The sequence below is a fragment of the Niveispirillum lacus genome (assembly GCF_002251795.1).
GTDB classification, from domain to species: Bacteria; Pseudomonadota; Alphaproteobacteria; order Azospirillales; family Azospirillaceae; genus Niveispirillum; species Niveispirillum lacus.
The window spans coordinates 96,872-119,553 of record NZ_NOXU01000025.1 but is presented as its reverse complement, the minus strand read 5'-3'; the positions used below and the strand labels follow the sequence as shown (position 1 = coordinate 119,553).

Annotated in this window: 20 protein-coding genes; 7 read left to right on the top strand and 13 right to left on the bottom strand. The window is 61.6% G+C overall.

Translation table 11 applies throughout. The features are described 5' to 3' along the window. Positions 1-8: 8 nt before the first annotated feature. On the bottom strand, positions 9-341 hold the full coding sequence (locus CHU95_RS07610; RefSeq protein WP_207762415.1) for a PilZ domain-containing protein: 333 nt from the start codon (positions 339-341) through the stop codon (positions 9-11). 153 nt (positions 342-494) lie between these two features. Further along, the gene (locus CHU95_RS07605) at positions 495-3,737 is read right to left on the bottom strand and encodes a TonB-dependent receptor (RefSeq protein ID WP_094455347.1); all 3,243 of its coding nucleotides are present in this window, start codon (positions 3,735-3,737) and stop codon (positions 495-497) included. Between the two features lie 282 nt (positions 3,738-4,019). On the opposite strand from CHU95_RS07605, the gene CHU95_RS07600 reads away from it, so the two are divergent. Continuing rightward, the gene (locus CHU95_RS07600) at positions 4,020-5,993 is read left to right on the top strand and encodes a bifunctional 2',3'-cyclic-nucleotide 2'-phosphodiesterase/3'-nucleotidase (RefSeq protein ID WP_094455345.1); all 1,974 of its coding nucleotides are present in this window, start codon (positions 4,020-4,022) and stop codon (positions 5,991-5,993) included. Then, positions 5,990-6,529 (top strand): nucleoside 2-deoxyribosyltransferase, encoded by a 540-nt coding sequence (locus tag CHU95_RS07595; protein WP_094455343.1) that lies wholly within the window; start codon positions 5,990-5,992, stop codon positions 6,527-6,529. The genes CHU95_RS07600 and CHU95_RS07595 overlap by 4 nt, the downstream gene beginning before the upstream one ends. Positions 6,530-6,592: 63 nt before the next feature. On the opposite strand, the gene CHU95_RS07590 is transcribed toward CHU95_RS07595, so the two are convergent. After that, entirely contained in the window at positions 6,593-6,826 is a 234-nt protein-coding gene (locus CHU95_RS07590) for a hypothetical protein (protein ID WP_094455341.1), read from the bottom strand. A gap of 327 nt (positions 6,827-7,153) precedes the next feature. Between CHU95_RS07590 and CHU95_RS07585 the strand changes: the two genes are divergently transcribed. Next, entirely contained in the window at positions 7,154-7,762 is a 609-nt protein-coding gene (locus CHU95_RS07585; protein ID WP_094455339.1) for a DedA family protein, read from the top strand. Here CHU95_RS07585 and CHU95_RS07580 read toward each other — a convergent pair whose 3' ends face one another. Both CHU95_RS07580 and CHU95_RS07575 read right to left on the bottom strand, forming a co-directional pair. Further along, the gene (locus CHU95_RS07580) at positions 7,763-8,557 is read right to left on the bottom strand and encodes a siderophore-interacting protein (RefSeq protein ID WP_094455337.1); all 795 of its coding nucleotides are present in this window, start codon (positions 8,555-8,557) and stop codon (positions 7,763-7,765) included. Positions 8,558-8,559: 2 nt separating this feature from the next. Continuing rightward, positions 8,560-9,135 carry a PadR family transcriptional regulator gene (locus tag CHU95_RS07575; RefSeq protein WP_094455335.1) on the bottom strand — a complete coding sequence of 192 codons (576 nt, stop codon included), beginning with the start codon at positions 9,133-9,135 and terminating at the stop codon, positions 8,560-8,562. 180 nt (positions 9,136-9,315) lie between these two features. Here CHU95_RS07575 and CHU95_RS07570 point away from each other — a divergent pair, with 180 nt between their 5' ends. Continuing rightward, complete coding sequence (locus tag CHU95_RS07570) at positions 9,316-10,587, top strand: MgtC/SapB family protein (protein ID WP_094455333.1); 1,272 nt, start codon at positions 9,316-9,318, stop codon at positions 10,585-10,587. A gap of 12 nt (positions 10,588-10,599) precedes the next feature. Here the strand turns inward: CHU95_RS07570 and CHU95_RS07565 are convergent, their stop codons facing one another. Further along, positions 10,600-10,809 carry a hypothetical protein gene (locus tag CHU95_RS07565; protein ID WP_133065471.1) on the bottom strand — a complete coding sequence of 70 codons (210 nt, stop codon included), beginning with the start codon at positions 10,807-10,809 and terminating at the stop codon, positions 10,600-10,602. A 146-nt stretch (positions 10,810-10,955) separates the two neighbouring features. After that, positions 10,956-11,429, bottom strand: a complete 474-nt coding sequence (locus CHU95_RS07560; RefSeq protein ID WP_094455329.1) for a MaoC family dehydratase — start codon at positions 11,427-11,429, stop codon at positions 10,956-10,958. Positions 11,430-11,588: 159 nt separating this feature from the next. On the opposite strand from CHU95_RS07560, the gene bfr reads away from it, so the two are divergent. Continuing rightward, entirely contained in the window at positions 11,589-12,065 is a 477-nt protein-coding gene (bfr, locus tag CHU95_RS07555) for a bacterioferritin (protein WP_094455327.1), read from the top strand. A gap of 75 nt (positions 12,066-12,140) precedes the next feature. Here bfr and CHU95_RS07550 read toward each other — a convergent pair whose 3' ends face one another. Both CHU95_RS07550 and CHU95_RS07545 read right to left on the bottom strand, forming a co-directional pair. Further along, positions 12,141-15,233, bottom strand: a complete 3,093-nt coding sequence (locus tag CHU95_RS07550; protein ID WP_094455325.1) for an efflux RND transporter permease subunit — start codon at positions 15,231-15,233, stop codon at positions 12,141-12,143. Further along, entirely contained in the window at positions 15,230-16,339 is a 1,110-nt protein-coding gene (locus CHU95_RS07545) for an efflux RND transporter periplasmic adaptor subunit (RefSeq protein ID WP_094455323.1), read from the bottom strand. The genes CHU95_RS07550 and CHU95_RS07545 overlap by 4 nt, the downstream gene beginning before the upstream one ends. Before the next feature lie 123 nt (positions 16,340-16,462). On the opposite strand from CHU95_RS07545, the gene CHU95_RS07540 reads away from it, so the two are divergent. Beyond that, a complete protein-coding gene (locus CHU95_RS07540; RefSeq protein ID WP_094455321.1) occupies positions 16,463-17,101 on the top strand; it encodes a TetR/AcrR family transcriptional regulator in 639 nt (212 codons plus the stop codon). 25 nt (positions 17,102-17,126) lie between these two features. Here CHU95_RS07540 and CHU95_RS07535 read toward each other — a convergent pair whose 3' ends face one another. The 4 genes from CHU95_RS07535 to CHU95_RS07520 form a co-directional block, all read right to left on the bottom strand. After that, positions 17,127-17,693 carry a hypothetical protein gene (locus CHU95_RS07535; protein WP_094455319.1) on the bottom strand — a complete coding sequence of 189 codons (567 nt, stop codon included), beginning with the start codon at positions 17,691-17,693 and terminating at the stop codon, positions 17,127-17,129. 6 nt (positions 17,694-17,699) lie between these two features. After that, positions 17,700-18,254: a hypothetical protein gene (locus CHU95_RS07530; RefSeq protein WP_094455317.1), complete on the bottom strand. Its 555-nt coding sequence runs from the start codon at positions 18,252-18,254 to the stop codon at positions 17,700-17,702. A 106-nt stretch (positions 18,255-18,360) separates the two neighbouring features. Next, on the bottom strand, positions 18,361-19,707 hold the full coding sequence (locus CHU95_RS07525; protein ID WP_207762413.1) for a metal-dependent hydrolase family protein: 1,347 nt from the start codon (positions 19,705-19,707) through the stop codon (positions 18,361-18,363). Positions 19,708-19,782: 75 nt separating this feature from the next. After that, positions 19,783-21,279 carry an MFS transporter gene (locus tag CHU95_RS07520; RefSeq protein ID WP_094455315.1) on the bottom strand — a complete coding sequence of 499 codons (1,497 nt, stop codon included), beginning with the start codon at positions 21,277-21,279 and terminating at the stop codon, positions 19,783-19,785. Positions 21,280-21,508: 229 nt separating this feature from the next. On the opposite strand from CHU95_RS07520, the gene CHU95_RS07515 reads away from it, so the two are divergent. Beyond that, on the top strand, positions 21,509-22,681 hold the full coding sequence (locus CHU95_RS07515) for an FAD-dependent oxidoreductase (RefSeq protein WP_245837942.1): 1,173 nt from the start codon (positions 21,509-21,511) through the stop codon (positions 22,679-22,681). The last annotated feature ends 1 nt before the right edge of the window (position 22,682 follow it).

The following is a 22,682-nucleotide window of genomic DNA, read 5'->3' as shown; positions in this document are numbered from 1 at the left end:
GCCACGTGTCAGGCGCGCGCCAGGGAATGATTGAACAGTTCCAGCAGCAGCGGGAAGGCTGACAGCCGGTCAACCAGCATCACGCCCAGAGCGCCGCCATCGTCATGATCGACATGGCGGATGGTGACGGGCAGGCGGGTCCAGCTATGCCCATCGGGGCGCAGCACGGTGACATCCACACGCTGCCCGACGACAAATCCGCCACCCTGATCTTCCGGACGCACCCGCATGCCCCCGAACGACCAGTCGAGCAAACGTGCAGGACGGCCGGCAACCATCAGATAGATGGGCTCCGTCGGTGTGCGCGGATGAATGCGGCGTTCGGCCGGTGTGTCTGACATAGCGATCATGGGCGCAATTTTATCAAAATGCCTGTCGATCCGATACTCCCCAGACGAAATAGAAAGATTGTTGCTAACGCAGATCAGCCATAACGAAAAAGGGCGGTCCGAAGACCGCCCTTTCCCCAAGTCATTGATCCTGCTTGCGAAGGATCAGAACTCGTACTTCACACCCAGCTGGATCTTCCAGACCGAGGCGCGGTTACGCACGGTCTCCGACGGTTCACGCAGCGTGTTTGTAAACACGTACTTGTTGTTCACGATATTGGCGTTGATGGCATTCACCGCGTTGAAGAACGGGATTTCCTGATTGCGGCCCCAGCTGCTGTTCAGCAGGTTCGTCAGGTTGGTGATGTCCATCGTCAGGATGGCCTTGTGGCCCTCGATCGGTGCCGGGATTTCCTGTGCCAGCTTTGCGTCCAGCGAGTAGATCCAGCTACTTTCGAGCGCACCGCGCGGCATGACCTGGCCACGATACTTGGACAGGCCGTTCCGCTCGATATAGCTGTCCATCTGCGCCGGGGTGATCGACGAGGCAGCCCAGTCGATCAGCGGATCGCTAGCGCCCGTCGGCACATACAGAGCCTGACGCGACCGGGTGCTGCGGCAGGCCGGATCGCCGAACGGATTCTGGGTGTTAGAGCAGCCGAACACATAGCTGTAGGGCTTGCCGGACCGCGCTTCACCGTAAAGGCTGAGCGAGGTCTTGTAGCCATCGAAATACTCGACGCTGTAGGTCGTGCTGGCGTTGAAGCGATGCTTCAGCTCATAGCTCGACGTGTCCAGCAAATCGGCATTCGGGTTCGTCGTCACGAACTGTTCGTAGTTCGAGCCGGCAACGGAGCTGGTGCCCTGGCTGGCATCCTTCACGTTCTGGTAGGCGTAGCCGCCGGCCAGATCGAAGGTGCCGTAATCGGTCTCCCAGTTCTTGGAGACATACAGCGACAGAACCAGACCATCACCCTTCTTAGTGTTGGTCAGCAGCAGGTCCGAACCGGCAGCGCGGGTGACGGTGGCACCGGTCGCGTTGACGGTGGTTTGCGGGCGCTGGCCATAGATCGGGCGGCCATCGGGAGCTGTACCGGTCTGCACCAGACGCAGGTCCCGGTAGAAGTTGGCGTTCTTCACCTCGGTGTAGATCGCCTCCGCCGTAAACAGCCAGTCGTCACCCAGATAGGGGATGTCAACCGATTGGTCGATGGCGATGGAGTACTTCCAGCTCGACGGCAGCTCGTAGTTCGGGTCGAGCGCATTGACAAAGCCTTCGCCGATGCTGGCCAGACGGGCCACTGCGGCGGCCGGCACCTGACCGGTGACACCGTTTAGCAGCAGCGCGTCGGCGGCCGACGGCGTGCCGGTGGCCGGACGGGAGACGTCGATAGAACGCTGGGTCACGCCGTCATTTGAGTAGTTGTTGGACAGCCAGACCACAGGCCCCACGCCCGTGAACAGACCAGCGCCACCGCGGACCGTCGTGTCTTCGAACGGCCTGTAAGTGATGCCCAGACGCGGCAGCCAGATATCCTTGCCGTCGATGGTCTCCGTGTTGGAGATGCCGTAACGGGACAGGAAGTTGGCGTTGGCCTTCGGCTCCTTGGCGTTCTCATACAGCTCGTAACGCACGCCGCCCTGGATCTGGAAATCCGGGGTCACATCCCACGTGTCCTGCAGGTAGAACGAATGCTGCGTGTACTGCCAATCGGCCGCCGCGTCGTCGGCATTGCCCGACGGCGCATTGGCATAACGGAAGCGCGAGGCATTGCGGGCTTCGAAATTCGCGATGGAGCTGAATTCCCAGTAGCCCAGGCTGCGCTGCAGGAACAGGTTGAAGTAGTCGTACTTGTCGTACTCATACCCGCCGGTGATCTTGTGATCGCCCAGCAGGTAGGTGCCCTTGATCTTGGCGCTGTCGGTCGTCGTCGTCAGGTAGTTGCTGTGCGACGAGATATCGGGACCGAACACGACCTGACCGCCACCCGGCGTCGTGACGCGCATTTCGCCGAAGCCCAGACCGTTCAGCGGCAGACGCAGGCTTTCGACTTCCTTGCGTGCCAGCTTCACTTCGGTCGAGAAGTCTGACGTCCAGTCGGAGAACAACTGGAGCGAGTAGCTGTCCATGATCTGGGTGCGATCATAGAAGTTCGACTGCAAGGACAGCGTGCGCGGGTTGGCGCTGGTGCTGGACGAAGCGTCGATGATGTTGTTGCCCTTGTTGCGCTGATAGGCGAACGAGGCACGATGATCGTCGGTGATGTTCCAGTCGATCTTGGCGAGGATCTTCTCATCTGCTTCCGGCAGGCTGCCATCGGCCAGACCCAGCGTGTCATAACCATAGACGCGCTGCGCGATCTCCCGGACCTGATTGACCTGGGCGGTGGTCACGCCCTGGATCGGGTTGCCGAGGCCGCTATCCTGGGTCCCGAACACCACCGGGGCCTGGTTCTTGTACTTTTCATAGTTGGTGTAGAAGAACAGCTTGTCTTCCACCAGCGCACCGGACAGCGAGCCGCCCCAGGTGGTTTCCTTGTACGGGCTGATCAGGTTGCGGCGGCTGCCGCTGCGGTCACCCGACAGGCTTTCGTCGCCGTAGAAATAATAGAAGGAGCCGTGCGGATCATTGCCGCCCGACTTGGTTACCACGTTGATGGTGCCGCCCTGGAAGCCCGAATATTCCACGTCATAGGGCGCGGTCAGGACCGATAGGCCCTCCACCGTCTCCAGCGACAGCGGCGACCGCTGAGTGGGGTAGCCGCCATTGTTCAGGCCGAAATCGTCGTTCTGCTTCACGCCGTCGATGGTCAGGCTGTTGAAGCGGTTATTGGCGCCGGCGATTTGGATAGCGTTGGAATTGCCGGTGTCGATGAACACCTTCGGATCGTTGCGGACGATGTCCTTCAGATCGCGGCTGATCGACGGGGCGTTATTGACTTGGCTCTCGCCGAAATTGGTGCCGATACCCACCGTCTTGGCGGCGATGCGCTGACCGGACACCACGATCTCTTCCATCTGGCTGCCCAGCGCCAGATCCAGGGCGAACGGCTCGCCGAGCGAGATGAAGATACCTTCCAGTACCTGCGGCTCAGAGCCGGGCGCTGTGATGGTCACAGTGTAGGGGCCGCCAACACGCAAACCACCGGCCTGGAAACGGCCCTGATCATTGACGCTGGTGACCGAACGTGTACCGGACGGCGTATGGACAATGGTGACTTCCGCCCCGGCGGCAGGGGCACCAGCAGCGGTGACAATCTGGCCCGTCATGGACGAAGTCGTTTGCTGCGCCACGGCCGGGATGGCCCAGGAAGACGCAATGGCAAGCGCCAGTGCGCCCGTACCGATATTCAAAGCGGATAGCTGACGGCGGAGAATGGTCGCCGCCTTCTTCTTTTCGATGGTCATACGAAGAGCCCCCAATAAGCCGGACCGGATCGCGCGGACAACACCAGATGCCCGTGACGCTTAGGTAACGAATAAATTACAGTTCCATGACAGGCACGTCTGCAGCTATGCCTGCAGGGGCCTGAGCGGCTATATCTCAGCAAGCGTATCATTACCGCCACAGTTTTGCGGCGCAACATGCTGGTTCCAGGACACGAGACCCGCGTATCCTGCATTTCTTAACCAGAATTGTTGCGCTGCACCTGCTGCCTGGCGGCAACAGAGCCCGATGGAGCGTGCCCCGTGATTCGTCTTTCCCGTTCTGGCGCCCTGATAGCCGGCGCCCTGTTCCTCGCGCTGTGCAGTCCAGCATCAGCACAGGAAAGAATCGATTTGCAGGTACTGGCTACGACCGACCTGCATATGTATTTGGAGGACTATGATTATTATGCTGACAAGCCGGATGCTGGCGTCGGCCTCGTCCGGGTTACGCCCCTGATCCGGGCCGCCCGGGCAGCCAACCCGAACACGCTGCTGCTCGATAATGGTGACCTTATCCAGGGCACGCCGATGGGTGACTGGGTCGTCCGTGAGCGCGGCGTGGGTAAGGACAAACCGGCGCATCCGGCCATGGCCACCATGAACCTGTTGGGTTATGACGCGGCTGTCCTGGGCAATCACGAGTTCAATTTCGGCCTTGATGTCCTGCACAATATTTATGGCGGTGCCAAGTTCCCCGTTCTGGCCGGCAATGTCTTCAAGGTTGACGGCGACAAGGACCCGGCCAACGATCCCACCCTTTACCCCGCTTATGTCATTCAGGAACGCTCCCTGGTCGATGATAAGGGCGCCAAGCACAAGGTAAAGGTCGGCATTCTGGGTCTGCTGACCCCGCAGATCATGATCTGGGACAAGGACAAGTTGGAAGGCCGCGTCACCACCCGTGACATCATCGATATGGCCAACGCCTATGTCCCGCGTATGAAGAAGGAAGGGGCCGATGTCATTATCGTTCTGTCCCATTCCGGTCTGTCGTTCTTCCCCCGCGAAGGGGGCGAAGAAAACATCTCCAACGCCTTGACCGAAGTGGCGGGCGTGGACGCCGTTATCACCGGCCACAGCCATCGCGTTTTCCCCGGCAAGGACTATGAAGGCCTGCCCAAGGCCGATCTGGTCAAGGGTACTGTCAATGGCAAACCGTTGGTCATGGCCGGGTCCTATGGCAGCCATCTGGGCATGATCAACCTGAAACTGGAGAAGAAGGGTGCGGGTTGGCAGGTCGTGGATGGTACGGCTGTGGCCAAACCCATCCAGGAACGTCAGGATGGGCGCATGGTGGTGGCGGAACCCGATGCCGAGGTTGGTGCGGTGCTGGCCCCCAGTCATCAGGGTACCTTGGACTATGTCCGCCGCCCTGTGGGAACGGTGACAGCCCGCATCCATTCTTATTTCTCCTATCTGGGGGACAGCGCCGGTGTGGAACTGGTTGCGGAGGCCCAGCGCGCCTATGTCGCGCGCGCTCTGGCCGGTACCGAACATGCCGGTTTGCCTATTCTGTCGGCGGCGGCGCCGTTTAAATCCGGCGGCCGTCCTGGTGTCGCCTTCTATACCGATATTCCGTCCGGCAGTGTCGCCATCCGTAATGTGGCCGATCTGTACCTGTATCCTAACCAACTGGCAGTTGTGAAGCTGACGGGCGCACAGGTGCGCGACTGGCTGGAAATGTCGACACGTGCCCTGTCGGTCATCGATCCCACCAAGAAGGAACCGCAGCCGTTGGTGAATACCCGCGTGCCGGCCTATTCATTCGACATTATCGATGGTGTGACCTACAGCATCGATCTGACCCAACCCGAACGGTTTGACCGCGAGGGTAAGTTGGTCAATGACAAGGCGCGCCGCATCAAGGACCTGATGTTCGAGGGCAAGCCCATCGATGACCAGAAGTTTTTCCTTGTGGTGACCAATAACTATCGCGCCAGTGGCGGTGGGTCTGTGCCCGGCCTGGACGGAAGTACGCTGGTCTATCAGTCGCCCGACACGGTTCAATCCGCCATCATTGATTATATCCGCAGTAAGGGTGTGGTGGAGCCGTCGACCGACCGCAGCTTCCGTTTCGCCCCCTTGCCGGCTGATGTGCGCCTTTATTTCGACAGTTCGCCCCTGGCGCAGGAACTGCTGGCCGAACAACCGGCACTGACCTATGAGGGGCCGGCCCCGGATGGGTTTGCCCGGTACCGGGTCGATCCGGTCAAGATTGCCGGAGGTGCGTCATGATGGTGAAGCCGCCCCGTCTATATCTGGCGGGCCCTGATGTGTTCCTGCCTGATCCGTTGGCGGCAGCGGCGTCAATGAAAGCCATCTGTGAAGAAATGGGGCTGGAGGGCGTTTTCCCAATGGACAATGCCCTCTCCCCTGCCGAAGACGAGGGGGGAGCGGCGTTTGCCGCCCGCATCCGTCTGGCCAATCTCAACCTGATCCATGGCGCCGATGGGGTGATTGCCAACTGTATGCCGTTTCGCGGGCCGTCGGTCGATGATGGCACCGCTTATGAAATGGGTTTTGCGGCGGCGCTCGGTAAGCCGGTCTTTCCGTGGTCGGGCGATATCCGCCCTTTGCTGCAACGGACACAGTCGCGGCAGTATCTGGCCCATGATGGCCGGGTCTGGCGTGATGCCGACCAGATGGAAGTGGAAGAATTCGGCTTGCCGGTCAATCTGATGCTGGTTGACCCGGCCACGGGACCGGTGCAGCCCAGCTTTACCCAGGCCGCCCGCGCCGCAGCCAACTGGTTCGGCTTGTCGCCAGCCTGAATCAAAACGCCGCCTGGGCCCTGATATGGGGCCGGCGGCGTTCTTGTCGGTCGGTATCCCGGATCAGGCAGCGTGCTGACTGTGGCCCAGGCGACGGAAACGCGTGGCATCAAGCACCACCTCCAGCGCCAGCGACAAACGGTCGCTATTGCGGCCTTCTACCAGAAATTCCACATGCGTCGGGCGGGCCGCGTGCTGATGCACCGCATGCACCAGCAACCGGCGCCGCGGCATCTTCAATTCTTCTAACCATTCCCCGGCTTTGGGGGGCTCTGCCACACGCCTGGACAATACCATCGCCACTCTCCTGCACGACGCGCCGCCGTTTCCAACGGGAACGGCGCCGAAACCGGTTACCACAATACCCGGCCGCCCATGCCCCGGAGGAGCGGCGCCAGTGAACGCAGTAACGGGTGGATAGCCTTATCCACGCCCCTATGATAGCGGAAATTTCTCCCTAAGGAATAGACCATCCGGGTTAGGTCATCGGGCACAGTATGTCCAAACATGTGTCAAAAGGTTAGGGATGGCATTTCCACCTTTGTCATGGCGGCGACACGCATGATGCGCTACAGCCTTCCCCGCCCTTCCGGCGCAGGCGGGCGTTGACCGGATACGTGAAGCATGTTCGACAATCTTTTGAACCTGGTGGAGCAGTTCGGCTATTGGGGCCTGCTGTTCCTGATGTTTCTGGAGAATATCTTTCCGCCCATTCCGTCAGAACTGATCATGCCTTTGGGCGGGTTCCTGGCGGCGCAGGGCAAGATGGACCCAATCCTGGTGGTGCTGGTCGGTACCCTGGGGTCGGTGCTGGGTGGTTTGCCCTGGTATTATCTGGGCCGCTTTTTTGGCTATGATCGCGTCATGGCCCTGTCGGAACGATTCGGCTTCATCATGACGATGGACCCACCCGATGTCGACATGGCGTTTACCTGGTTCAGCCGGCATGGGCGGAAGGCCGTATTCCTGGGCCGTCTGATCCCGGCCATCCGCACACTGATTTCTGTTCCGGCCGGCATGGCGCGGATGGGTATGCCGCTTTTCCTGACCCTGACAACGCTGGGTTCGCTGGTTTGGACCACGGTTCTGACCGCGGCGGGTTATGTGCTGGAAAACCATTATGACAAGGTGGAAGCCTGGGTCGATCCGGTTTCCAAGATTGTGGTCTATGGTTGTATTGCGCTCTATGTCGGCCGGATGAGCTGGCGGTTGCTGCGGGGCAAGCGGGGCTGATCAGGCCCCAGCCCCACCTTTCTGCCAATAGCCGGCGGCCTTCATCTGCTCCGGGTTGACACCATGGCGGGTGATCAGCAGATCGCGGATCACCCGCACCTCTTCGGCTTCCGCTGCGACCCAGGCGAAGACATCGGTCTGCCGGAAACTCAGCCGTGCCACCGCGTCGGTCAGCGTGTGACCACCATGTGCGGGATCGCGGAACAACCAATGGATGGTGGCATCGGCCTGGGTGGGCAAGTCGAGCGTTGCTGTCGGGTTGTCCACTGCCACCAACACGATCACGCGCACCCCGGCGGGCAGTTCCTCCAGCCGGCGGCCGATGGCGGGCAGGGCGGTTTCATCACCGATCAGCAGATGCAGCGCGTAATCCTTGGGCCAGACAGTGGACCCGCGCGGCCCGCCCAGAACCAACGTATCGCCCGGTACGGCATGCAGAGCCCAGGTGGTTGCCGGGCCGGCGCCGTTCTCTGGGTCGTCCTTGGCCACCCCGTGCAAGGCAAAATCCAAGGTCAGGGTGCCGGCGACCAGATCAAACGCGCGGGGTGTATAATCGCGGGCAATCGGTTTGACATCACCGCCGGGCAGGGCGATCAGCCCTGTTGCCGGATCGGGGAAGAACAGCTTCACATGATCGTCAAAACCCGAAGACTGGAACCCCGACATGTCGCCGACCAGGGTGATGCGGCGCATAAAGGGTGACAGGTCACGGGTGCTGACCACTTTCAGGTTACGGCGGCGGGTGTCGTGCCGTAAACGCTGTGGCTGGCGCATCGGCGGCAGAGTGTCGGGCATGCTCAGAGCCTCTCGATCTTGCGGGCCAGTTCATCGATCCAATCGACGATGGTTTCAGTCTCTGTTTTTGACAAAGGACGCAGGCCACGGGTGCGCAGCGATGCTTTCAGATTATGCATGGCCCGGAATAAGGCGGCATATTCGTGCAATCCCCCGCGATCAGGTTCCGGTCCGGCGCCATCCATGATGGCGAGAAGCCGGGTCACTTCCGTCGCCTGCTGGGTCAGGAATTGTTGGCCCGCCGGTGTAATGCGCGCCAGTTTGCGGCCATCGTCTGCGGCAGCAATGATGATCAGCCCGCCATCCTCCAGCCAGCTCAATGCCGGGTAAACCACACCGGGCGACGGGATGTAGCGACCCTGTGAGCGATCCTCGATCTCCTTGATCAGCTCATAGCCATGGCGGGGTCTATCCTCCAGAAGCTTTAGCAACACCAGCCGAAGGCCGCCATGGCCGAACCCACGCCCATGGCGGCCGCCCCGTCCAGGATGGCCATGCCGGGCAGGGCCGCCAAAGCCACGGAAATCCTCATCATCCTCGTCGCCGAAGCCCTTGCCCCGGCCAAAGAAGCCACGCATATCGTATCTCCTCATCAGAGTGTAACTCGATATATCGAATATCGGCGTACCCGGAAAGAAAGTCGATAGCATACGATGCATATCAGATATATCGAGATATGTTTTTTATGCGGATCGCTTGCTGGTTGCCGGGCTGATAGGCATGCTGATGCCAAGAGGCGGCTGGCAGGTGTGGGAAAAGTGGACGAAATCGACCTTCTGACACGGCTGGCGGTGGCGCTGGCCATCGGGCTGCTGGTGGGGTTGGAACGTGGTTGGCGGCTGCGGGATGCCCCGGAGGGACAGCGGGCAGCAGGTCTGCGTACTTTTGCCATTACAGGGTTGCTGGGTGGCACCGCCGGCCTGTTGACCCATTCCTTGGACAATTTGCTGTTCCTGGGCGTGGCGTTCCTCGCTTTCACCGGCGCCTTCACGGCCTTCCACTGGCTGGAATCGCGGGAGGAGGGGCGTCATTCCGTGACCGGCGTCATATCCGGGCTGCTGGTTTTTCTGCTGGGGGCCTATGCCACGCTGGGGGAGTTGCGGGTGGCCGTGGCCGTGGCGGTGGCGGCCACCTTGCTGCTGGCACTGCGTGACCCTCTGCATGACTGGCTGCGTCGGTTGCAGTGGGTGGAAATCCGCGCGGTGCTGATCCTGGCGACCATGAGTTTTCTGGCTTTACCGGTGCTGCCCAACCACACCATCGATCCCTGGGGTGTGCTGAACCCGGCAGAAATCTGGTTCCTGGCCATCATGATCGCCGCCATTTCTTTTGGTGGCTATGTCGCCGTCAGGCTGCTTGGGCAGAAGCGGGGCCTGATGGTTGCTGCCATGGCCGGGGGGCTTGCCTCCTCCACCGCCACCACGCTGACCCTTTCCCGCTTGGCGCAGCGGCAGCCCGGCGCCGTGCCCCTACTGGCCGCCGGTGTACTGATTGCCGGCGCGGTGATGGGATTGCGGGTGGTGTTGGTCACAGGTCTGCTCAATCGGGCGATGGTGGTGCCTCTGGCTGTGCCGGCGGTCGCCGCCCTGCTGGTGCTGGTCCTTGCTGCGGGCTTGATGCTGCTCCGGGATGGGAAGGCAGTATCAGCGCAAACGGACAGCCCGTCTTTGTCCCTGTCCAACCCGCTGGAACTGGCGACCGCCTTAAAGCTCGCGCTGTTCATCGCGGTCGTTCTGGTCGGCGCTGAGTTGCTGCGACGGTTTGTGGGAGATGCTGGCCTGTTGCTTGGCGCTGCCGTATCGGGCATCGCCGATGTTGACGCCATCACCATCGCCATGGCTCGCATGGGCCAGCAGCAACCCGACCTTGCACAACTGGCTGCCGGATCCATCCTTCTGGCAGTGGGGGTGAATACCACCGCCAAGGCCGTGATGGCCGGTTCGGTCGGGGGTATTCGGCTGGGCCTTTATGTGGGCGGGCCCAGCCTTTTGGCCATTCTGGCTGGTGCAGCGGCCTACCTTGTCGTGTGAAGACCGTAAGGGTCAGCGGACGCGACGGAAACGCTGCAAATCGGCAAGGGCAAAAATCGACAGACTGAGGCGGTGGACTGGATTGCCATCAATGGCCAGTTCAACATTCGGCGCCCTGATCCCCGGTTTTGCATGTACGGCCATAATCTGAAACCGCCGCTTGGGCGGGGTCAGTTCCTCCACCCATTCCCCCGGAGAAAAATCAATCACTTCGCGCGCCATGATGGCTCCCATTGCACCGACAGGGGGACATCATACGCGATTTCCCAACCTTTTGGGAAGGGTCGCAAAAGGTCGGGCTAGTCCATTCGGAATAACCCGGCCTTCATGCGCATGTTTAAAGCGCCAAATGGCGTGTCTTTAACAAGTTAACCAGCGGAAATTTCCGGATTAGACCGTGCACGGACCATTCCGATGGAAATCGTCGACATGACGACTTCATCCTTCTGGTTGAGCACTTCCGTCGTTTGCCGAATGGTCCCCATTTCAGGACGTGAGCGCGAACGCTTCACTTCCTGAATGCGCACACGCACACGCAACCGGTCACCGGGCCGCACAGGTTTCAGCCAGCGAAGTTCATCCAGCCCCGGCGAGCCGAGCGAGGTTTTGGGCGACAGCATGTGATCCACCAGCATGCGCATCATAAAGCCCGCCGTCTGCCATCCGCTGGCCACCAGCCCGCCGAAATGAGTAGCCTTGCCCGCCTCCTCATCAAGATGAAAAGGCTGGGGATCATACTCACGCGCAAAAGCCACCACCTCCTCGGCAGTCACCAGCCGGTCGCCAAACTCCAACTCCATGCCGGGGGTGAAATCTTCCAGGTAACGTTCGGGCGGGACCATTCTATTCCTTTCAGGTGGGTGCTCGCGATTGGTTATCAATCGCTTTTCCCTTCAATTGCAATACGTTATCAGGAGACAGCGCGTGCAGATCATGCCAGTATGACACAAGTGGAACGATGGTTCCCTGCTGCTTCCTCCTGATCCACCGCGAAGGTTCCCATGCAAGGCGACACCACTGTCATCCGCCATCTCAACACCATCCTGGTCAACGAGTTGACGGCGATCAACCAGTATTTCCTGCACGCCCGGATCCTGAAGAACTGGGGTTTCTTGCGCCTTGGCAAGAAGGTGTACGAGGAAAGCATCGGTGAGATGAAGCATGCCGACCTGCTGATCGAGCGGGTGTTGTTCCTGGAAGGCCTGCCCAACCTTCAAGATCTGCACAAGCTGAAGATCGGCGAGAATGTGCCGGAATGTTTTGAGGGTGACCTGTCCATCGAAACCCGAAACCGCACCGAATTGCTGGACGCCATGCAATATTGCGAAGGTGTGCGTGACTACCAGTCCAAAGAAATTTTCCGCCGCATTCTGGAGGATACGGAGGAACATATCGATTGGTTGGAAACGCAGTTGGGGCTGATCAAGTCGGTCGGTCTGCAGAACTATCTTCAAGAACAGATGGGCCGCGACGCGTGAGCGTGTTCAGGTAACCGTTCCCCCATCCAAAGGCAGATGGGGGCAGACAGGCGGGGGATGGTTCCCCCGCCTTTTTTAATCCGCTGCGTTCCAGCCGCCAGGGGCCGTCGGCCCGGTCTCATCCTTGCGTACCCGGAACCAGGCCGCGTACATGGCGGGCAGGGAATAGAGGGTCAAAGCTGTGGCCACAATCAGCCCGCCCATGATCGAAATCGCCATCGGCCCCCAGAAGCTTGAGCGTGACAGCGGGATCATGGCCAACACTGCCGCCGCCGCTGTCAGGGCGATGGGTCGGGCCCGCCGCACGGTGGCATCGACCACCGCGTCGAAACGGCCATGGCCGGCGGCAATATCCTGCTCGATCTGGTCGACCAGGATTACGGAGTTGCGCATGATCATGCCGGCCAGTGCAATCACCCCTAACTGTGCCACAAAACCAAAGGGCTGGTTGAATAACAGCAGGGCCATGGTGACACCGATGAGACCCAGCGGTGCGGTCAGGAAGACCAATATCACCCGCTGAAAGCTCTGCAGTTGCACCATCAGCACGGTCAGCATGATGACAACCATCGCCGGCATCACTGCCATAATCGACGCTTGGCCCTTGGCACTTTCCTCTACAGCCCCGCCGACTTCGATCCGGTAGCCGGTGGGCAGTTTATCACGCAGCGGGCCCAGAACAGCTTCGATCTCTGCTACCACCGTTGGGGCCTGCACATTCCCGCGCAGATCGGCCCGGACTGTCAGGGCCAGGTCGCGCGACCGGGTCCAGAGGATACCCTCCTCCAACCCGAATTCCAGCCGTGCCACCTGCGACAACGGCACTGGGCCGTTCGGTCCCCTCAGGCGCAGTTCCGCCAACCGGTCAGCAGCCACCCGTTCATCCTGCCCTGCCCGCAGCACCACATCAATCAACTCGATCCCTTCACGGTACTGGGTGGCGGTGTAGCCGGTCATCACCGTCTGCAGCGCCAGGGCCAGATCCTGGCTGGTGACCCCCAGTGCGCGGGCCCGATCCTGGTCAACGACCAGCCGCACGGATTTCACCTTCTCCGTCCAGTCCAGGTTGACGTCGGTTGTGTGCGGGTTCTCCCTAATCAGATCGCGCAGTTCCCCGCCAATGGTGCGCAACAATTCCGGGTCGCGTCCCATGACCCGAAACTGCACCGGATAGCCGACGGGTGGTCCATTTTCCAGCCTGGCCACACGGGTACGCACGTCGGGAAAGCGGGTTTCCAGATCACGCGGCAGGGTCCGAGCCAATTCCACAGTCCGTTCCAGTGATGTGGTCACCACAATGAACTGCGCAAAATTTGGCCGTTTCAATTCCTGGTTCAGGGGAAGATAAAAGCGTGGTGCACCATTCCCGACAAAGGCACTGAAACTGTCAATGCTTTCATCCTTCGCAAAAACAGCTTCCAGTTCTTTCACACGGGCCTGGGTGACACCGATAGAGGTGCCTTCAGGCAGTTCCAGATCCACCACCAGTTCCAGGCGCGCCGAATTGGGGAAGAATTGCTGCTGCACAAACCCAAATCCGGCAATGGACAGCACGAACGCCCCAACCGTCGCTGCAATCACAATGTAGCGGTGGTTGACGGTCCAGACCAAACTGGCGCGCAGACGGCGATAGAGCGGTTTGTCATAAGCGGCGTTATGGTCGTCGCTATGGGTGCCTTCGAGATTCTGCGGCAGCATCTTGTAGCCCAGATAGGGCGTAAAGATAACTGCCACCAGCCAGGAGACCAGCAGAGCGGTGGCCACCACCCAGAAGATGGCGCCGGTATATTCACCCGCTGCGGAATGGGCAAAGCCCACAGGCACAAAACCCGCAGCCGTCACCAGTGTGCCCGACAGCATGGGAAAAGCAGTGGAGGTCCAGGCGAAGGCTGCGGCCTTGGCCCGGTCCCAGCCCTGTTCCAGCTTCACCATCATCATTTCCACGGCGATGATGGCATCATCGACCAGCAGGCCCAGAGCGATGATCAGGGCACCGATGGAAATCTTATGCAGGTCGATGCCTGCCGCCTTCATCACCCCAAAGGTAACGGCCAGAACCAGTGGTACCGACAGGGCCACCACGACACCGGTACGCAGGCCGAGCGACAGGAACGTGACGATCAGGACGATGACCAGCGCCTCGGCCAGGGCGGCAGCGAACTCATTGATGCTTTCACGCACCACTGTCGGCTGATCGGCGACCAACGAGATTTCGATCCCATGCGGCAGCGTGGCCTGAATGGTCTTCATCTCGGCCTTGACCGCATCGCCCAGCTTCAGGATGTCGCCACCGGCCGCCATAGCGATGGCCAAGCCTGTCACCGGCTCGCCATTATGACGCATCAGGGTTTCGGCCGGGTCCTGCGCTGCCCGGCGGACACTGGCGATATCCCCCAGCCGCAGCAGTCGACCACCGACCTGGATCGGTACCGCCGCTACCTGCTCCTCAGTCTTCAGGGCGCCAGTCACGCGCACCCGGATCAGGTCGGCACCAGTATCGATGGTGCCAGTGGGGCTGACGGCGTTCTGCGCGGCCAGCGCCTGTCCGATCTGTTGTACCGTCACACCCAGTGACGCGAGACGGCCTGTATCGAACTCCACATAGATCTTTTCGTCCTGCACACCCAGAAGGTCGACCTTGCCGATGGACGGCAACATCAGCAGGCGCTGGCGCGCCGCGAGTAGAACCTGCCGCATCTCCGTCTGGCTGAACCCGTCGCCGGAGAAGGCATAGATGATGCCAAACGTATCACCAAATTCGTCATTGAATTGCGGACCGATGACGCCTGTGGGCAGGGTGTGGGCCATGTCGCCCACCCGCTTACGCACCTGATACCAGATGTCGGGCAACGTGTCGGAACGGGTATAATCATGCAGGTTGATGAAGATGACCGTTTCGCCCGGCCGCGCATAGGACCGGGTGAAATGGAAATTGGGTACCTGCTGGAGGGTCTGTTCAATCCGGTCGGTGACCTGTTCTTGCATCTCGCGCGCCGTTGCACCCGGCCATTGTGCCGTCACCACCATGGTGCGGATGGCGAATTGCGGATCTTCGGCGCGCCCCAGCGTTACAAAGGAATAGACGCCGATGGCCAGCGACATCACGATCATGAACAGGACAAGCGCCTGATGCCTTATGGCCCAGGCGGAAAGGTTCAATCCGCTCACGGCAGGCCCCCATCCCAGACGCGCACGCGCAGATTGGCATCCAACCGGTGGGCACCAGCGGTCACCACCAATTCACCCTCCTTCAGCCCAGCCTTCACTGCCACCCCATCTGGGCGGTAGGCCGCCACTTCCACCGGACGCAACTGCACCCGGTCCTTGGACGGGGCCAGAACCCAGACAGCGGGCTTGTCACCCTGTTGGAACAGCGCAGCCGAAGGCAGCAGGGCTAAGGCTGGGCTGTTGGCGTCAGGGAAACTGACCCGGGCCGTAAGTCCCAAGCGCACCGTGTCCGGCGCATCGGCGGGCAGGGTGACGCGCAGGCGGAAGGTGCGGCTGGCCGGGTCGGCCACGGGGGTGATTTCGCGGAGCGTACCGGTCAGGGCGATATCACCATCGGCCCACAGGGCAATGGTGGCGGCTCCGCCCACCGTCAGCCGCGCCACATCGCCCTCTGCGACGTCAATGGCCACTTCGCGGCCCTGATCGGTGGCGATACGCAGTACCGTCTGCCCTTCGCTCACCGTCTGGCCGGCATCGGCCAGGACGGCGGTGATCACCCCGCCCTGTTCTAGGGTCAGTGCGCTATAAGATCGCTGGTTGCGGGCGATGGCCAAGCTGGATTCAGCCTCCCGCTTCTGCGCGGCGGCGGCATCGGACGCGGCCTTTACCTGATCGAACTGTGCCTGCGAAACCGTACCGCTAGCCAGCAGAGGGGTATAGCGTTTCAGATTGGCGGCGGTCTGTGTCGCTTGGGCCTCAGCCTGGGCCAACCGAGCTTCCGCCCCCTTCAGCGCCAGTTCCAGGTCCGTCGAATCCAGCCGGGCCAGAACCTGCCCCGGTTTCACCCGGTCTCCAACCTCCACCAGACGGGTGGCGATGCGGCCACCCACCCGGAACCCGGCCTGCACCTCTGTCCGGGGGACCACGATGCCGGTGAAGGACCGTTCGGCATGGGCATCGGTGAAACTGACCGCCGCGACGCGCACGGGCCGGGCCGGCACCGGCTCCTCCTCCTTGACGCCGCACCCGGCCAGAACAAAGGGAAAAAGCACGGCCAATGCCGTGCCTGCCCACCGCGCACTGCCGGCGCCCCGAACCGCCACCATCTGACACCCCCCGAAAGAACCACTGTATGGATGGTCAGGATAATGTAACGTACATTACAGTTTTCAAGTGACGGCCATCACGCCCCGTTGCGGGATGTGTGACGGGGATGCGATGATACGACCATGAACACGCAAACCGATACCGACTCTGCCGACCACACGCCGCGTATGGCGGCGCGGCGGCAAGCGATGATTGATGCCGCTGCTGCCATCTTTTTTGAACATGGTTTCGAGCGGGCCAGCCTGTCCGCCATCGTGCGGCGCTCAGGCGGCTCCTTGTCGACATTGTATCAACTTTTCGGCAGCAAGGAGGGCCTGTTTGAGGCCATGGTGACCCAGCGCTGCGCGCAAATCATGGAACCGCTCACCACCCCGCACCAGCCGGGCCAGGACCCCCGTGAAACCCTTGTCCGCATCGCGCGCGGCCTGATGGGGGTATTGATGGACCCGGAGGCCCAGGGTCTGTGGCGCATGGTTATGGGGGAGGGGATCAAATTCCCCCGTTTGCCGGAGATCTATTTTCGCTGCGGTCCCGATCCGTTGCAGACAGCAATGGTGCGGTATCTCAGCGATCTGCATGACCGGGGAATCGTGCATTGCCCTGACGTACCGTCCGTGGTTCAGGCCTTCTGCGGGATGATGCAAAGTGACCTGTTCTATCGCACCGTTACCGGCATGCGGCCCATCCCCGAGGCGGCTGAAACAGAACGCCATGTCCAGAAGGTGGTGGATCTGGTCATGGGCATGTTGACCCGCCGTTGATTGGGGGCCCACGCGGCCAACCGGCTTATCCCGACGCTGACAGCAAGGCCGAAAGAGCCTGCCGCTCCCGCCGGAATGCCTTCACCCGACCCCAGACCATCCATGCCCAGACCAACGCCAGGAAAATGGATGGCCCGTCCCCATCCATGACATCCAGCCCCTTGACCCAGGTCAGCACATAAAGCGGCCCCGCGAAGGACAGGATCAGGCATAGGCGCAGCAGGCGTGGCGGCCAGGGTTGTTCCGGGGCCAGCCATACCGCGCCGTCGAACGGCACGCTGCGCGCGCAGACCTCCGTCACGAAGAACAGCCGCAGCGCCGCACACCACAAGAACCCCGCGACCGACACGCCCAGCGCCAAAGGCCAGTCCCGCTGCGCCAGCAGCAGCGCGACTACGGTCAGGCCCAGCCCACCCGCCATGGCGGCGACACAGCCGCCCCGCAGCCAACCCCGCCGGTCGCTGCGTATCCGGGCAATGCGCGGCTTGATCCCCTGCGCCACCCGCTCCGCCGACAGAACCGGTGGTTCCAGTCGCGGCGTGACGCGCTCATGCCAGTAAAGCTGGCCGTGATTGTCGTGATAAAGTGGCATTGTGGGTCAGGTCGCCTGGACGCGTGTGCGCAGCAAAGACATCAAAAACAACCCCGCCTGCGCCAGAAAGACCAGCGTGCCACATCCCATCAGCACGGCCCCAGCCTGACGCCAGAAACCGACCTCATCGGCGCTCAGAAACTCCACGGTCATGGACGAGAACATGATAGCGAGGGACAGTTTGCCGGCCAGTTCAAGCAACAGCGCCCCCCAGGGCTGCGGTCGCAGCAGGCGCAGGGCGGTCGATGGCACTACCCGCGTGCCGGTGCGCCGCACGATGACCATCTGACCAATCAGCACGATCATGACGGACAGCGCCGGGAACAGGCCGGCCTCCTCCCGCCCGCCCTTGATCAGCAGCACCAGCGCCACCAACGCCGCCAGCAGGGAAATGCATCCGACCAACCGCCCCGACCAGAGCAGGCTGTCCAGCCGGTGCCCATGAATATGAAACGGCTTATCCCACGGTGGCACCCGTTCCGCGTCGGTTGGCGCCGGAATCACCGCCCCAACCGCGTCGGACCAATAGAGATTGCCCAGATCATCCTGATAGAGCGCCATGCCGGCCTCATGCGCAAGGTTGCAGGGTCGGGGGTTTATACTTCTAAAATAGGGCAACTCACCCCCGACGGTCCAGTAGAACCGATCCCCGCTACGCCCTCCGGTCTTACGTCTTCGGCACGAACGGCACAGCCGCCCCGTTCAGCTTATGCACCGTGCCCTGGCGCATCACGAACTGGACGCGGCTCAGTTCCGTCACATCCTCAATGGGGCTTTTGGCCACCGCGATGATGTCAGCATCCTTGCCAGCTTCCAGGGTCCCGATGCGGTTGCCACGGTCCAGAAGATCGGCGGCGTTGATCGTCGCGGCCTTGATGGCGTCGGCTGCGGTCATGCCGGCCTCGACCATCAGCTTGAATTCGTAAGCGTTGGTACCATGGGCTGACACGCCGCTATCGGTGCCGAAGGCGACCTTGACGCCGTTTTTCACGGCATTGCCGAAGGCCATCTTCATGCGCTCACCCACGGCCAGGGCCTTGGTCGCCTGGGCGGGGGTCAGGGTGGTGCTGTTCTTGGCCATATTGACCACCGTATGCCCGGCCAGCAGGGTTGGCACCAGATAGGCCCCCGTCTCCCTGAACAGCTTGACGCTCTCCGGGTCCAGGTATGACCCATGTTCGATGCTGTCCACCCCACTGCGCAGCGCCAGATTGATCCCACCCGCTGCGTGGGCGTGACTGGCCACCTTCTTGCCCATCATATGGGCGGTCTCAACGATGGCCTTGGCCTCGTCCTCGAACATCTGCTGGCCGGTGCCAGCGGCGATGTTGGACAGGACACCGCCCGTGGTGGCCAGCTTGATGACATCGGCCCCCTTTCGGATCTGCTCGCGCACGGCGCGGCGGCAATCATCGGCACCATTGCACACACTTTCAGGGCGCAGGGCGTGGGTCACTCCCTCGCTGAAGCCATTGACATCGCCATGGCCGGCGGTGATGGACACCATCATGCCGGCGGCCAGGATGGTCGGCCCCTCCACCTCACCCTTGTTGATGGCATCGCGCAGGGCAAAGGCGGTGCGGGCCGGCGAGCCCAGATCACGCACAGTGGTGAAGCCCGCCATCAGGGTCCGGTTGGCATAGACGACACCGTCCAGCACCGTCTCCTCCGGATCATCCTCGACCTCGGCCAGTTGCGAGCGTGGCCCCAACTCCCCCGTGATATGCACATGGCAATCAATCAGGCCAGGCAGAACAAAGGCATTCTTCAGGTCAATGGTGCGGGCATCGGCTGGTGCGCCAGCGGCGGCTGCATCCAGATACCCGCCCTTGACCGCGCTGACCTTACCGTCAGTGACGACCAGGGTCTGTTGGCTCAGCGGCTTCTGCCCCGGAACGGCCAGCAGGGTGCCGGCATGGATCAGGACCGTTTCGGCCCCGGCCGCCCCCGTCAACAGGGCAATTGACGCCACGGCCCCCGCCAGCCGGCGGCGCCAGATAGAATGCATGGACATGGATTTGCCTCACCCGGATTTATTCTGCGTTGCTGCATGGTTGACCGGCTTCGGCAATGAAGGCAAGGGGTTGCTTCAGCCCTCGTCCTGTACCGCCAGCATGGACAGGGCCGCCAGGATCATCGAGGCCCCGCCCAACACCAGCGCCCAGATGGCTTCCCCGCCGAACCCGGCACGCAGCACTGCCCCCAGGATGCTGGCGGCCAGGACCTGTGGCACCACGATGAAGATATTGAAGATACCCATATAGACGCCCATCTTCGCCGCCGGCACCGCCGCCGACAGGATGGAATAGGGCGAGGAGAGGATCGACGACCAGGCAAAGCCCACGCCGATCATGGGCAGCCAAAGAAGGGCCGGATCATTGATGAACATGAAGCTAATCAGGCCGGCCCCACCCAGGCACAAGCTGACCATGTGGGCCCCGCGCCGCCCGATCCCCCGCGCCATGAAAGGCAGCAGGAAGGCGGCAATGGCGGCCACGCCATTGTAGACGGCAAACAGCAGCCCGACCCAGTCGGCCCCGTCATTATAGGCCTGGGAGACCGTATCGCTGGTGCCATAGTGAAAGGCGGTGACTGCCGAGGTGGTGTAAATCCACATGGCGAACAGGGCGAACCAACTGAAAAACTGCACCACGGCCAGCCGGCGCATCACCGGTGGCATGGCGAACAGGTCCTCCATCACCTCACTGAACCCGTTCTCCGCCCTGCCCGATCCTTTCAGGCTGGCATGGACCATCAGGCACAGGCCAAAGGCGATCAGGCCCGCCCCCATGATGTAAACTTCCTTCTCCAGGTCCAGCGCGCCCACACCCGCCGTGATAAGGGCGCCGATCAGGACCGACATCAGGCCCCAGCGGCGGAAATCACCGGCTGGACGCTCGGCGCGCGTGGCAGCGTCCACCCCGCGCTGCGCCAACCGTGCGGCTTCGAACGCCGCCACCTGTTCAGGGGAGTATTCCCGCGTGGTCAGCACGGTCCACATCACGGCGACGAAGATAGCGGCAGCACCAACATAAAAGGCGATATGCACCGTCAGGGGCACCATGCCGGGGGCTGCCGTATTATCCATGCCGAACCAGTGGGTCAGCATCCATGGCAGGGCCGACGCACCGACGGCGCCCACCCCGATGAAAAAGCTTTGCGCCGCAAACCCGGTCATCCGCTGCTCATCGGGCAGCAGGTCGCCGACAAAGGCGCGGAACGGTTCCATGGTGATATTGATGCTGGCATCCAGGATCCACAGCATTGATGCGGCGAACCATAAGGTTGGCGATGACGGCATGATCAGCAGTGACAAGGTGACCAGCACCGCGCCAACCAGGAAATAGGGCCGACGGCGCCCCAGCCGCCCCCAGGTCTTGTCCGACATATGCCCGACAATGGGCTGCACCAGCAGGCCGGTCAGCGGGGCCGCGACCCACAGGATTGCCAACTCATTGATATCCGCGCCCAGCGTCTGGAAAATGCGGCTGGCATTGGCATTCTGCAGACCGAACGCCACCTGGATACCCAGAAAGCCGATGGACATGTTCCAGATCTGGATCAGGCTCAGCCTGGGCTTCTGCATGGTCCCGTTCCCCCACAAGATTTATGCTTTGTTGATGGCGACCATGCGGGGGGTGTCTTGCATCGTCAACGGGTGCCCGGAGTGAATACGTAGTCAGGGCAGGCATTAGGAAAACTAGCCACAAGCCCTTGGAAATATCCGGCCCGACAGCCGGCCTGCGGCTTGGTGATCAGCATATTCATGGCGTACTTTCCAAGCCAACATCCATGTGAAGACCAGCAGGCCACCCATGACCCGTCCCTCCCTTGCCCGTCGTTCTCTGCTGACCGGGGGTGGTGCGGCCCTATCCATGGCGTTGTTGTCGGGCTGCGCCGCCGGTCCGGGTAAGGTGGCAACGGTCGTTAAGAGGCCTATGCTGACCCTGGCACCGTTGCGGGCCTCGCTGGACCGGATCACCCAGATCACAGTCTGTACCCGCCCGTTCCGGCCGCAAGGGCCTCGTATTGAGCGAGTCTCGTTCGGTGACAAGGCACTCGTTCATCACTATGGCCATGGTGGCGCGGGCTGGTCGCTCTCCTGGGGATCGGCCAGTATGGCCACTGATCTGGCGATGGCAACCGGGGCGAAGGACATTGCCGTCATTGGTTGCGGCGCCATCGGCCTGACCACAGCCCTGCAATTGCAGCGCGCTGGTGCCCGCGTAACGATTTACGCTCGCGATCTGCCGCCGGCCACACGTTCATCATTGGCCACAGGCGTTTGGTCACCGGAAAGCCGGTTGGCCCTGCAGCAGCACGCCACCGCGGACATGAAGGCACAATGGGCCCGAATGGCACGGGTCAGTTATGACCGGTATCAGACCCTTCTGGGCCTGCCGGGCACACCCATCGAATGGATTGATACCCATAACCTCTTCTCCAACGCCCCACCGGTGCCCGATGAACGCCCGGCTTTCGCCCATGGGCTGACGCGGGAGATGACGCCCGACCTGCGCGCGCCGCGCATCACTTACCCGGCCGGCAACCACCCGTTCGGCGATCGGGAGGTGCTGACAACCTCGGGTCTGATGTTCAATATCGCGGCCTATTCCGACTATCTTCTCTCCAGTTATCTATCGCTGGGGGGCAAGATTGAGGTGAGGGAATTCTACAATGTCACCGATCTGTCGGTTCTGCCCCAGAAAACCATGGTCAATTGCACCGGTTACGGGGCCAAGGCCCTGTTCGGCGATGATAGTCTGGTGCCGGTGCGCGGACAGTTGGCCCGCATGATCCCCGACGGGGATGTCCATTACGGTCTCTATTTCAACCAGACCTCCTTTGTCCCACGCCGTGATGGCTGGGTTTTTCAGGTGACGGGCGCCAACGACTATTATGGCTATGGCATTGAAGACGCCGTGCCTGACCGGGCGGAGGCGGAGCGGGCGGTCACAACAATCGCGGGTTTGTTCGCCGGTGTGTGAG

What these genes read in the sequence shown, in the direction of transcription:
- bfr (WP_094455327.1), top strand. Translation starts at nt 11,589, where the DNA reads ATGCAAGGCGACACCACTGTCATCCGCCATCTCAACACCATCCTGGTC.
- CHU95_RS07540 (WP_094455321.1), top strand. Translation starts at nt 16,463, where the DNA reads ATGAACACGCAAACCGATACCGACTCTGCCGACCACACGCCGCGTATG.
- CHU95_RS07530 (WP_094455317.1), bottom strand. Translation starts at nt 18,254, where the DNA reads ATGGCGCTCTATCAGGATGATCTGGGCAATCTCTATTGGTCCGACGCG.
- CHU95_RS07515 (WP_245837942.1), top strand. Translation starts at nt 21,509, where the DNA reads ATGACCCGTCCCTCCCTTGCCCGTCGTTCTCTGCTGACCGGGGGTGGT.
- CHU95_RS07595 (WP_094455343.1), top strand. Translation starts at nt 5,990, where the DNA reads ATGATGGTGAAGCCGCCCCGTCTATATCTGGCGGGCCCTGATGTGTTC.
- CHU95_RS07605 (WP_094455347.1), bottom strand. Translation starts at nt 3,737, where the DNA reads ATGACCATCGAAAAGAAGAAGGCGGCGACCATTCTCCGCCGTCAGCTA.
- CHU95_RS07560 (WP_094455329.1), bottom strand. Translation starts at nt 11,429, where the DNA reads ATGGTCCCGCCCGAACGTTACCTGGAAGATTTCACCCCCGGCATGGAG.
- CHU95_RS07525 (WP_207762413.1), bottom strand. Translation starts at nt 19,707, where the DNA reads ATGTCCATGCATTCTATCTGGCGCCGCCGGCTGGCGGGGGCCGTGGCG.
- CHU95_RS07520 (WP_094455315.1), bottom strand. Translation starts at nt 21,279, where the DNA reads ATGCAGAAGCCCAGGCTGAGCCTGATCCAGATCTGGAACATGTCCATC.
- CHU95_RS07545 (WP_094455323.1), bottom strand. Translation starts at nt 16,339, where the DNA reads ATGGTGGCGGTTCGGGGCGCCGGCAGTGCGCGGTGGGCAGGCACGGCA.
- CHU95_RS07565 (WP_133065471.1), bottom strand. Translation starts at nt 10,809, where the DNA reads ATGGCGCGCGAAGTGATTGATTTTTCTCCGGGGGAATGGGTGGAGGAA.
- CHU95_RS07535 (WP_094455319.1), bottom strand. Translation starts at nt 17,693, where the DNA reads ATGCCACTTTATCACGACAATCACGGCCAGCTTTACTGGCATGAGCGC.
- CHU95_RS07580 (WP_094455337.1), bottom strand. Translation starts at nt 8,557, where the DNA reads ATGCCCGACACTCTGCCGCCGATGCGCCAGCCACAGCGTTTACGGCAC.
- CHU95_RS07590 (WP_094455341.1), bottom strand. Translation starts at nt 6,826, where the DNA reads ATGGTATTGTCCAGGCGTGTGGCAGAGCCCCCCAAAGCCGGGGAATGG.
- CHU95_RS07585 (WP_094455339.1), top strand. Translation starts at nt 7,154, where the DNA reads ATGTTCGACAATCTTTTGAACCTGGTGGAGCAGTTCGGCTATTGGGGC.
- CHU95_RS07610 (WP_207762415.1), bottom strand. Translation starts at nt 341, where the DNA reads ATGTCAGACACACCGGCCGAACGCCGCATTCATCCGCGCACACCGACG.
- CHU95_RS07575 (WP_094455335.1), bottom strand. Translation starts at nt 9,135, where the DNA reads ATGCGTGGCTTCTTTGGCCGGGGCAAGGGCTTCGGCGACGAGGATGAT.